Raw genomic sequence first — 9,710 nt, forward strand, 5'->3', positions numbered from 1 at the left:
CGCTATCGCTAGCAGGCTAGCTCCCACAGGGGAACGCATTCCAATGTGGGAGCGAGCCTGCTCGCGAAGGGGCCGCATCAGACACCGCAAATCCCCCCTCATCGAAACCATCGGTGTGCTCAACCCATCAGGAGTTTCCATGACCCTGCAAATCCCCGAACCGGATCTGAACTACCTGCAAAAAGTCCTGCTGGAAATGCTCGCCATTCCCAGCCCCACCGGCTTTACTGACACCATCGTGCGCTACGTCGCCGAGCGTCTGGAAGAGCTCGGCATCCCGTTCGAAATGACCCGGCGCGGAACCATTCGCGCCACGCTCAAGGGCAAGAAGAACAGCCCCGACCGCGCAGTCTCGGCGCACCTCGATACCATTGGCGCCGCAGTCCGCGCGGTCAAGGACAACGGCCGCCTGACCCTCGCCCCGGTCGGCTGCTGGTCGAGCCGCTTTGCTGAAGGCAGCCGCGTCAGCCTGTTCACTGACAGCGGCGTGATTCGCGGCAGTGTCTTGCCGCTGATGGCGTCCGGGCATGCGTTCAACACCCAGGTCGACGAGATGCCGATCAGTTGGGACCATGTCGAGCTGCGTCTTGATGCGTACTGCACGACCAAGGCTGATTGCGAGTCGCTGGGCATCAACGTCGGTGACGTAGTCGCGTTCGATCCGCTGCCGGAATTCACCGAGAGCGGCCATATCAGCGCGCGTCACCTGGATGACAAGGCCGGCGTCGCGGCACTGCTTGCCGCCCTCAAGGCCATCATCGACAGCGGCCAGGAATTGATGATCGATTGCCATCCGCTGTTCACCATCACCGAAGAAACCGGCAGTGGCGCGGCGGCGGCATTGCCATGGGACGTCAGCGAGTTCGTCGGCATCGACATCGCCCCGGTCGCACCCGGCCAGCATTCCAGTGAACACGCGGTCAGTGTGGCGATGCAGGACTCCGGCGGGCCGTATGACTATCACCTGTCGCGGCACTTGTTGCGCCTGGCCGGTGAACACGAGTTGCCGGTGCGCCGCGACATGTTCCGCTATTACTTCAGTGACGCCCATTCGGCAGTAACGGCGGGGCACGACATCCGCACTGCCCTGCTCGCCTTTGGCTGCGATGCGACTCACGGCTATGAGCGCACGCACATCGACAGTCTGGCGGCGTTGAGCCGATTGCTCGGCGCCTACATTCTGAGCCCGCCGGTGTTCGCCAGCGACGCGGCCCCGGCCAATGCCTCGCTGGACCGCTTCAGTCATCAGATCGAACACGACACGCAGATGGAGAGCGAAACGCGGGTGCCGCCGGTGGACAGTCTGGTGGGGCAGCGTTCCGACAGTTGAGCCTGCGGTGAGCAGATAACCGCCTTCGCGAGCAGGCTCGCTCCCACAGGGGATCGCATTTTACATGTGGGAGCGAGCCTGCTCGCGAAGAGGCCTGCCCAGCCAACACAAAACTGGCAGGCCAACACCATTCGCCGTAGCATCGCGCCATTGATTTAGCCGAGGTGCCCATGCTGATTCCCCACGACCAACTTGAAGTCGACACCCTCACCCGCCTGATCGAGGATTTTGTCACCCGCGACGGTACCGACAATGGCGATGACACGCCGCTGGAAACCCGTGTTCTGCGCGTACGCCAGGCGCTGACCAAGGGCCAGGCGTTGATTGTCTTCGACCCGGAAAGCGAACAGTGCCAGTTGATGCTCAAGCACGATGTGCCCAAGCATTTGTTCGACTGAGGCTCAGCGAACTTTTTGCACGCCTTCCTTGCGCTTGATCCGGTCGTAGACTTCTGATCGGTGCACATGCACGTTTTGCGGGGCTTCGACGCCGAAGCGCACGCTGGAGCCATTGACCGACAGAACGCGCAGGGAAATGTCGTCACCGATTGAAATCAACTCACCAACGACACGGCTGAGTACAAGCATGAGATAGGTCCTTCAGGGTTAGCGAACCCTGAAGATGCGCGGCTTGCGGCGGCTGCACAATGCGCAGCAGGCAAATCAGTTTTGCCTTACAGCCTTGCGCGCTCAGAGCCGTAAGACGTTTCCTGCAAAACAAGCTTAAGCCGCTGAAAACCGCGGCCCGAACAGGATCACACTGGCGCCGATCACGCACAACGCCACGCCGATCCAGTCAGAGCCCAGTGGCCGCACGCGCTCGACCACCATCAGCCAGCCAATCGAAGCGACGATGTAGATTCCGCCGTAAGCGGCATACGCGCGCCCGGCATAGTTGGCTTCGACGCGCGTCAGCAGGAGTGCGAACAACGTCAGACTCAACAGCGCCGGAATCACCCACAGGGCACTTTTGCCCTGGCGCAGCCACATGAAGAAGGCGAAGCAGCCGGCGATCTCAAACAGCGCCGCGAGGAAGAACCATAAGTAATTGAGCATCGATGCGTCTCGACAGGGTGACCATTGCGGCCACCCTAACGACGCCGTCTGCTGCGGGCAAGTTCAGCCGTTGTTCTGTTTGGCCTTGGCGCGCATTTTCTCGGCCATGCTGGTCATTTCGTTATAGAGCAACTGCGGGTTCTTTTGCTTGATCGCCCAGGCCATGCGCCCTTGTTCGTGGGGCAGGATCATGAATTCACCGGCGGCCACTTGCTGATAAATGTAGTCGGCGATATCCGCGGCGCTGATCGGCGAACTTTCCAGCAACTTGCCCACTTGGGCCTTCATCGCCGGGGTCGGCCCGCGGAACGAATCGAGCAGGTTGGTCTGGAAGAACGACGGGCAAACCACGTGTACACCGACTTCCTGTTGCGCCAGCTCTATCAACAGACTTTCCGAAAGCGCCACCACACCGGCCTTGGCCACGTTGTAGTTGCTCATGGCCGGCCCCTGCATCAGCGCCGCCATGGAGGCGATGTTGATGATCTTGCCTTTGCTTTGCTCCAGCAGCGGCAGGAACGCCTTGCAGCCCTTGACCACGCCCATGAGGTTGATCGCGATCTGCCAGTCCCAGTCTTCCAGCGACAACTCGCTGAAGAAACCGCCCGACGCCACGCCGGCGTTGTTGACGATAATGTCGATGCCGCCGAGCTTCTCTTCACACGCTTGGGCGAATGCCGTGAGCTGGCTGTAATCGCGCACATCGCAGCGCTGGATGAAACCGTCACCGCCGGCCTCGCGGACTAGCTTCAGGGTTTCCTGCAGGCCGGGCTCGCTGACGTCGGACAGCGCCAGCTGCCAGCCCTCACGCGCCCAGCGCAGCGCGATTTCGCGACCCAGCCCCGAGCCCGCGCCAGTGATCATCATGCGATTTTGCATAGCAGACAGCCTTGTTGTTCCGGGAAAGATGCGCCGAGTGTAGCGAACGATCGGCCATCACCCACGCTCCATCAGATTGCTGAATGGTGAGGGCAAACCGGGGCGCGTTGGATTCAACGACGTCGAGTAAGTTCTGAACTAGCCGGGCGAAAAAAAGAAATAAGCCTGCAATCCAAATACATTAAAAAAACATGGAATTTTTTCCACTTGGCACAAGTCGGAACTTGTAAGCCGGCTGGAATTACTTGGTATCCAGTCGCCCTTGAACATTAAGACTTCTCGACATTACCAACAAGGAAATCGACATGGGCACAATTCTTATCATCATCCTGATCCTGTTGCTGATCGGTGGTCTGCCGGTCTTCCCGCACTCCAGAAGTTGGGGTTATGGTCCGTCGGGCATCATCGGTGTCGTACTGGTCGTGCTGTTGGTGTTGTTGCTACTCGGCAAGATATGACGATTTGAAGCTGTAAAAAAAGAGGCCCTGTTGAGGGCCTCTTTTTTATTACGCGTTTTTCAACAGCAATCAGTCCGGCTTGCCGTGAATCACCCCGGCGGTGTTATCCAGCAGGCTCTTGGTCGCGGTTTGCAGGAACGCTTCCAGCTTGAGTTTCAGTTCGGCGGTACGCGGTGCATTCGGCACCACTTCGGCGTGCGGATTGGCACCGAGCTCGTATTGCCAGATTTTCGGCCCCATGTCCTTGTCGCGCGGCAACACCAGGATCTGGTCTGCAGTGACAATCGCCGTGGTCTGCTCGCTGCCCGACGGCTTGATCACACCGAAACCGGTATCGCCCTGCGGCAGGTTGAGCAGGTCACGGCCCCAGCACTGGTGCCGCACTTCGCCACCGAGGCGGCCCATGATGGTCGGCACGATGTCGATCTGCGTACCGACGGTATGGTCACGGGTGCCGAACTTCTGCTGGATGCCCGGTGCGATCATCAGCATCGGTACGTTGAAGCGGCCCAGGTCCATTTCGGTGATCTGGCGCTCGTTGCCGAAGCCGTGGTCGCCGACGATGACGAACAGGGTTTCGTTGAAGTACTTCTCCTTGCGCGCCTTCTCGAAGAACTGGCCCAGCGCCCAGTCGGAGTAGCGCATGGCGGTCAGGTGTTCGTTGAGGCTGCCACGGTCAGTCACGCGCTCGACCGGCAATGGCGTCGGCAAGGCGTATGGCGTGTGGTTGGACAGGGTTTGCAGCAGCGCATAGAACGGCTTGCCGTTTTCCCGCGCCTTCAGCTCCTGCAGACCACGGTCGAACATGTCCTGGTCGGACACGCCCCACGTCGGGTCGGAGAACACCGGGTTGACGAAGTCGTTACGGCCGACGAAGTTGGTCATGCCCTGGTTGCTGAAGAAGCCCGACTGGTTGTCCCAGGCGAAATCGCCGTTGTAGACATACACATCGTCGTAGTCACGCGCACTGAGCAACTGCGGCAGGCCGGACAACTTGTGGCTACCTTCCGGGGTCTGCATCAGGTACTCGAAACCCGGCAGGTTGGGGAAACAGGCCATGGTCGCGAACATGCCCTGGTGGGTGTGCGTGCCGTTGGAGAAGAAGCGGTCGAACAGCAGGCCTTCCTTCGACAGTTTGTCCAGATACGGCGTGATATTGCCCGGCGCGCCCAGCGCACCGACCGAGTGGCCGGCCATGCTTTCCATCAGGATCACGACGACGTTCTTGATCGGCAGGGTCTTGTCGGCCGGCGGCATGTAGTCACGGCGCACCGCAGCGATGTCGGCGTCGACCAGTTTGTCGTCCGGCATCAGCAGCATGTCACGCACCACTTTTTGCGCCTGTTCCTGCGGCAACGTGGCTTTCCAGATGTTGTCGCGATCCTCGCCCATGCGCGCCTTGGCGGCAGCGATCAGCGACAGCGTGCCGTTGAGGCCGAGCTGGTTGGCGAAGTTGGAATCGGTGGTGTACACGTCGCCCCAACGCATTGGCGGGCCCTGACGCAGGGTGCCACGAGCAGCCACCACACAGATCAGCAGGCAGACCACGAACACCGCCAGACGGGTGTACCACGGCGCGACCTGACGCGAGCTGACACTGCCGCCGCTGAACGGACCGCGCGGACGCGTGGCGCGGTCGGCGCCTTTGAACGCGAGGGTCAGAATGACCGTGCCGATGACCCACGCCAGCAGGTAGCGAACCACCGGAAAACCGTACCAGAGCATGCTCATCACGGTTTTCGGGTCTTCCTTCACATACTGGAACACCAGACCGTTGAGGCGCTGGTGGAACTCGCGGTAGAAGTCCATCTCCATCAGGCCGAGGAACAGCGCGATGCTCGAGGCGATGGTCAGCCACAGGCGGAAGAAACCGCGCGCGGCCATGGCCCGGGCACTGAACAGCGCCAGCACCAGCGGAATGCACAGGTAGACCACCAGGCGCAGGTCGAAACGCAGACCATTGACGAACGCTTCAAGGAAGGTCGAGACCGGGGTGTCGAGGATCATCTCGCGGTTGTAGACCAGCAGCGCGAGGCGCAGCACGGAAAACATCACCATCATGACCAGCGCACAAAGCAGCGTGTAGGCCAGATGCGATTTGACGGTCGGTTGCAGCAGGCGACTGGAAGATCGCTGCTGATTCAGGGCGTCCGGGTTTGCCATGTCGTTTTAGGACCCATTGGAAAGTTGAAGTTGCAAAGAATAAAGCGGCGCCGTGCCCTCTATTGGTCATTCCAGACCCCGGGGCGTGCGCGGTGCGCAAATGTTGCACGATCACCCGCACCATTGCTATTGATTACTGCCGCACCGCCAGATGCTTTCATTTAGAGCGATGAGTGCGGGCCGTCAGCGCGGGCGAATTGTCGGGAACACTTTGTGAAAATTTCGTCCAACGCATATCTGGAAACACAATAAAGCCGGAAACGAAACGCCCCGAATCAATCGGGGCGTTTATTTCAAAGTGCGCGAATTATTTCTCCGCGCGTTGTTTCAAGGCTTTGAGCGTATTGAATGGCGCATCCACCACGAACTTGTTGGCAACCATGGCCGGCACGCTGCCGCCTGGTTCGGTGTGCACTTGATAGGTCACTTCAACCTGATCGCCTTTGGGTACGAACTTCCAGAAACCCTTGACCTGCTGCACCCGCACGAAACCTTTTTCTTCCGGCAGATAAGTCGGCACGCCTTCGAGATTGCGGGTCAGGCTGCCGTCGGCGCCTTCGACGGTGGTGATGCGCAACACCGAATCACGCGGAGTCACCGGCCACGGTGTGTTGAACTGAGTGTAGGTCCAGCTCTGGTCGCCTTCGTGCTTGAGCAGTTTCTGGGTCTTGCATTCGTGAATCCAGGCGCAGGCACCCGCAACGTCTTCCTGCAGCGCGCGCAGTTTGGCGATGGTGGTCTTCATCAGCGCGACGCCCTGATAGGACTTGTAGTCCGAGCCGGGTATTTCGCTCAGCGAGACCTTGATGCCGTCCTCGTTCTTGGCGACTTTCCAGTCCTCAGCCTGAGCAACCGAGGTGGCCAGCACAGCGGTCAAACCACACAACACAGCGATACGATGCAGCGAACCCATAGTCTTTTCCTTATTGTTGAAGTTCCGTTGCCTTGACACATCACGCCGCCGTCATCTGCTCCCACCAACCGATCAGCCTGATCGCTTCTTCGGCGCTGCTGCCACAGACTTCGACATCCGCAGCGAAGCCTGAACAGACTGGCGGACGCTCCGGGCGGCCGAAAATGTTGCACAGGTTATCGACCGACAGCTGCACGCAACGTTCGCCGGCAGGTTTACCATCGGGCATGCCGGGAATCGGCGAACTGATGGAAGGGGCAATGCAGCAAGCGCCACAGCCTTCACGGCATTTCATGACGAACAGATCCTCGCAACGGGCGATGTGTAAAGAGACGGGAAACAGAGTAACCGCTAAAACGGCTGTTTCAAATTGTCTGCAGCGGGTTTTAAGCGATAAGTGAAAGTGACTGACCAGTCTCCGACCAAGCGTCTGTTCTGTGTGTTACAGGCAGGGGTCATTTACTGTTTGAATTCGAAGTCCAACGCCGCGCCTTCAACTTCGCGGCGTTCGTCATTGCGCAATTGCAACTGCATTTCGTTGCTGAGCAAGCGACCGTTGAGTTGGAAGCCGCTGTCCTTTTCGCCAAACATCTGCGGCAGAATCGCCTCGCGCTTGGGCAACTCCACGGTGCCCTTGGGCTTCAACTCTTCGACCATGTCCTTGGGCAGGCTGAGGTCGAGCTTCGCCTTCGGCAATCGGGTTTTCGCAACTTCGCTGGCAGGTTTCGATTTCGAGGCTACCGGGCGGCGCTTCTTCACCGTGGCGGCTTTTTTCGCCTGGGCTTTTTTGACCGGTGCTGCGGTTTTCGCGGTTTTCGTGCTCGTACTGGTCGCCGCCGGTTTTTCCTGGGTGGCAGCCGCCATGACACTCGGCGCCTGACCGATCATCAACAAACCCAGCAAAACCCACGCGGCAGGAACAATCGCTTTCATGGACCCAACGAACTGACGGCAGAGGGCCACATGCTCGCTTTTTGCGCGCGACAAGACAAGCCTGAACTGCCGCTCGTTCAGAATCCGCCAGCGGTTTCCTGGCAAAGTTGCGTCGCCAACAGCCCCAGCGTCATCAACGCCCGTTCCGCCTCGCGATTCCACGGAATGCCGCAGTTCAGGCGAATACAGTGGTTGAATTGCTCGGTATTACTGAAGATCAGCCCCGGCGCGATACTGATGCCCTGCTGCAACGCGCGCACATGCAATTCCTGCGTATTGACCCGCCCAGGCAAGCTCACCCAAAGAATGAAACCGCCCGTGGGCCGGGTCATTTGCGTACCTTCTGGGAAATGCTGCTGCACCGCCAGCTGGAAGGCGCTGAGGTTTTTCCGGTATTCCTGGCGGATGTAGCGTAAATGCCGGTCATAGCCACCGTTTTCCAGATAAGCAGCAATCGCCATCTGCGTGACACTGCAAGCCGAATGCGTGCTGAAGGTCTGCAGACGCTGGATTTCCTGCTGAAACTTGCCAGCGATCATCCAGCCGATGCGCACACCCGGCGACAGGGTCTTGGAAAAACTCGAACAGTAGATCACCCGATCGAGGCGGTCATAGGCCTTGAGCGCCTTGGTCTTGCCCTGCTCGAACATCAACTCGCCATAAATATCGTCTTCAACGATCTGGATATCGAAATCCGAGGCCAGGCGCAGCAGTTGCTTCTGCCGCTCTTCGGGCATGGTGCCGCCCAGCGGATTGCTCAGGCGCGTAGTCAGCACCAGCGCCTTGATCGACCACTGGTTGGCCGCCAGTTGCAGCGCTTCCAGGCTCATGCCAGTGGCGGGGTCGCTGGGAATTTCGATGACCTTGAGGCCGAGCAGATCGGCCAGTTGCAGCAGACCGTAATACGTCGGCGATTCAGCCGCGATCAAATCCCCCGGCCGGGTCAACACCCGCAACGACATTTGCAGGGCATCGACACAACCGTGCGTAATCACCACCTCGGATGGATCAACCACCACCCCGGCATCACGCATACGAATCGCCACCTGCCGGCGCAGCGGTTCAAAACCTGGGCTGAACATGTAACTGAAGGCACGCGGACTATGGAAACGGGTGACCTTGGCCAACTGCTGATGCAGCGCACGCACCGGCAAATAATCGACACTCGGCACCGCCGCCCCCAGCGGAAACACGCCTTCACGACGCGACTCGACCAATACCTGCTGAATGATGCTGCTGCGCGTCACCAGCCCCGGCCGCTCAACCCGCGCAATATCCGGCGTCGGCGCCGTCAGCGCCGGCGTCTGATGCACGTAATAACCCGACTGCGGCCGCGCGCGGATCAAACCCTGATCCTCAAGATTGGCGTAAGCCTGCAACACCGTCGCATGACTGACGTTGAGCTGCGAACTCATCTTGCGCACCGAAGGCACCCGCTCCCCCGGCTGATAAACGCCACGCCGAATATCCTCGGCCAGTTGTTGAGCAATACGTTGGTAGAGCAAGAGATTGGTCATGACGCAGCACTCGATTTCACGGGCGATTTTATTCTTGTGCGAAACAATACCGGAACAGTTTAGAAGTGTACTGGGACAGTTGTCACTTTAGTCGACGATACAGTGCGGTGTCTGCGGGGACTGTGCTGTTTTTTTGAGAAAGGGTCGAGAAACGTGGCTCAAGATCAAAAGCCCCTCACCCTAGCCCTCTCCCAGGGGGAGAGGGAACTGACCGGGGTGGATGAAAGAGATACGCCAACCCTAAATACCGAGTCGTACTCAAGTTCAAAGCCTGCAGTGGTCTAATTTCCCCGGACACCCCGATAGGTGGAAAATACATCTATCGAGGAGTTATCCATGACCAAAAAACGCAGAGCATTCGACGACAGTTTTAAGCTGCAAGTCGTGAAGATGATCAAGGATCAGGGGCTGACCGTTGTGCAGGTTTGCCAGGATTTGAACATTGGTGAGACAGCCGTTCGA

12 protein-coding genes are annotated in these 9,710 nt (G+C 59.1%); 4 read left to right on the top strand and 8 right to left on the bottom strand.

Going from position 1 to position 9,710, the window contains the following annotated elements:
• The first annotated feature begins 139 nt into the window (after positions 1–139).
• Positions 140–1,330 carry an osmoprotectant NAGGN system M42 family peptidase gene (locus ACGSLL_RS17965; protein WP_090285110.1) on the top strand — a complete coding sequence of 397 codons (1,191 nt, stop codon included), beginning with the start codon at positions 140–142 and terminating at the stop codon, positions 1,328–1,330.
• A 170-nt stretch (positions 1,331–1,500) separates the two neighbouring features.
• Positions 1,501–1,728, top strand: a complete 228-nt coding sequence (locus ACGSLL_RS17970) for a YheU family protein (RefSeq protein ID WP_003199186.1) — start codon at positions 1,501–1,503, stop codon at positions 1,726–1,728.
• Positions 1,729–1,731: 3 nt separating this feature from the next.
• Here the strand turns inward: ACGSLL_RS17970 and csrA are convergent, their stop codons facing one another.
• From csrA to ACGSLL_RS17985, 3 genes are all read right to left on the bottom strand, one after another.
• Positions 1,732–1,917 (bottom strand): carbon storage regulator CsrA, encoded by a 186-nt coding sequence (gene csrA, locus ACGSLL_RS17975; RefSeq protein ID WP_090285114.1) that lies wholly within the window; start codon positions 1,915–1,917, stop codon positions 1,732–1,734.
• 135 nt (positions 1,918–2,052) lie between these two features.
• Positions 2,053–2,385 (bottom strand): YnfA family protein, encoded by a 333-nt coding sequence (locus tag ACGSLL_RS17980; RefSeq protein WP_008088571.1) that lies wholly within the window; start codon positions 2,383–2,385, stop codon positions 2,053–2,055.
• Between the two features lie 63 nt (positions 2,386–2,448).
• Positions 2,449–3,264, bottom strand: coding sequence for an SDR family oxidoreductase (locus ACGSLL_RS17985; protein ID WP_394507377.1), 816 nt, complete (start codon positions 3,262–3,264; stop codon positions 2,449–2,451).
• Positions 3,265–3,563: 299 nt separating this feature from the next.
• On the opposite strand from ACGSLL_RS17985, the gene ACGSLL_RS17990 reads away from it, so the two are divergent.
• Complete coding sequence (locus tag ACGSLL_RS17990; RefSeq protein ID WP_172833327.1) at positions 3,564–3,722, top strand: DUF3309 family protein; 159 nt, start codon at positions 3,564–3,566, stop codon at positions 3,720–3,722.
• A 69-nt stretch (positions 3,723–3,791) separates the two neighbouring features.
• On the opposite strand, the gene ACGSLL_RS17995 is transcribed toward ACGSLL_RS17990, so the two are convergent.
• The 5 genes from ACGSLL_RS17995 to ACGSLL_RS18015 form a co-directional block, all read right to left on the bottom strand.
• Positions 3,792–5,885: an LTA synthase family protein gene (locus ACGSLL_RS17995; protein WP_394507378.1), complete on the bottom strand. Its 2,094-nt coding sequence runs from the start codon at positions 5,883–5,885 to the stop codon at positions 3,792–3,794.
• A 307-nt stretch (positions 5,886–6,192) separates the two neighbouring features.
• The gene (locus ACGSLL_RS18000) at positions 6,193–6,798 is read right to left on the bottom strand and encodes an START domain-containing protein (RefSeq protein WP_394507379.1); all 606 of its coding nucleotides are present in this window, start codon (positions 6,796–6,798) and stop codon (positions 6,193–6,195) included.
• Between the two features lie 40 nt (positions 6,799–6,838).
• On the bottom strand, positions 6,839–7,093 hold the full coding sequence (locus ACGSLL_RS18005) for a YkgJ family cysteine cluster protein (protein ID WP_332767389.1): 255 nt from the start codon (positions 7,091–7,093) through the stop codon (positions 6,839–6,841).
• A 164-nt stretch (positions 7,094–7,257) separates the two neighbouring features.
• Positions 7,258–7,731 (bottom strand): translation initiation factor 2, encoded by a 474-nt coding sequence (locus ACGSLL_RS18010; RefSeq protein ID WP_394507380.1) that lies wholly within the window; start codon positions 7,729–7,731, stop codon positions 7,258–7,260.
• A 77-nt stretch (positions 7,732–7,808) separates the two neighbouring features.
• On the bottom strand, positions 7,809–9,248 hold the full coding sequence (locus ACGSLL_RS18015; RefSeq protein WP_394507381.1) for an aminotransferase-like domain-containing protein: 1,440 nt from the start codon (positions 9,246–9,248) through the stop codon (positions 7,809–7,811).
• Between the two features lie 390 nt (positions 9,249–9,638).
• Here ACGSLL_RS18015 and ACGSLL_RS18020 point away from each other — a divergent pair.
• Positions 9,639–9,710, top strand: a 72-nt coding sequence (locus tag ACGSLL_RS18020) for a hypothetical protein (RefSeq protein ID WP_394503822.1), incomplete at its 3' end; no start/stop codon positions are given.

This window comes from Pseudomonas retamae, assembly GCF_043496865.1.
GTDB lineage: Bacteria > Pseudomonadota > Gammaproteobacteria > Pseudomonadales > Pseudomonadaceae > Aquipseudomonas > Aquipseudomonas retamae.

Bases quoted from the DNA above. Each gene is read 5' to 3' on its own strand.
- ACGSLL_RS18010 (WP_394507380.1), bottom strand. From the start codon at position 7,731: ATGAAAGCGATTGTTCCTGCCGCGTGGGTTTTGCTGGGTTTGTTGATG.
- ACGSLL_RS17965 (WP_090285110.1), top strand. From the start codon at position 140: ATGACCCTGCAAATCCCCGAACCGGATCTGAACTACCTGCAAAAAGTC.
- ACGSLL_RS18005 (WP_332767389.1), bottom strand. From the start codon at position 7,093: ATGAAATGCCGTGAAGGCTGTGGCGCTTGCTGCATTGCCCCTTCCATC.
- ACGSLL_RS17985 (WP_394507377.1), bottom strand. From the start codon at position 3,264: ATGCAAAATCGCATGATGATCACTGGCGCGGGCTCGGGGCTGGGTCGC.
- ACGSLL_RS18015 (WP_394507381.1), bottom strand. From the start codon at position 9,248: ATGACCAATCTCTTGCTCTACCAACGTATTGCTCAACAACTGGCCGAG.
- ACGSLL_RS18000 (WP_394507379.1), bottom strand. From the start codon at position 6,798: ATGGGTTCGCTGCATCGTATCGCTGTGTTGTGTGGTTTGACCGCTGTG.
- ACGSLL_RS17980 (WP_008088571.1), bottom strand. From the start codon at position 2,385: ATGCTCAATTACTTATGGTTCTTCCTCGCGGCGCTGTTTGAGATCGCC.
- csrA (WP_090285114.1), bottom strand. From the start codon at position 1,917: ATGCTTGTACTCAGCCGTGTCGTTGGTGAGTTGATTTCAATCGGTGAC.
- ACGSLL_RS17995 (WP_394507378.1), bottom strand. From the start codon at position 5,885: ATGGCAAACCCGGACGCCCTGAATCAGCAGCGATCTTCCAGTCGCCTG.
- ACGSLL_RS17970 (WP_003199186.1), top strand. From the start codon at position 1,501: ATGCTGATTCCCCACGACCAACTTGAAGTCGACACCCTCACCCGCCTG.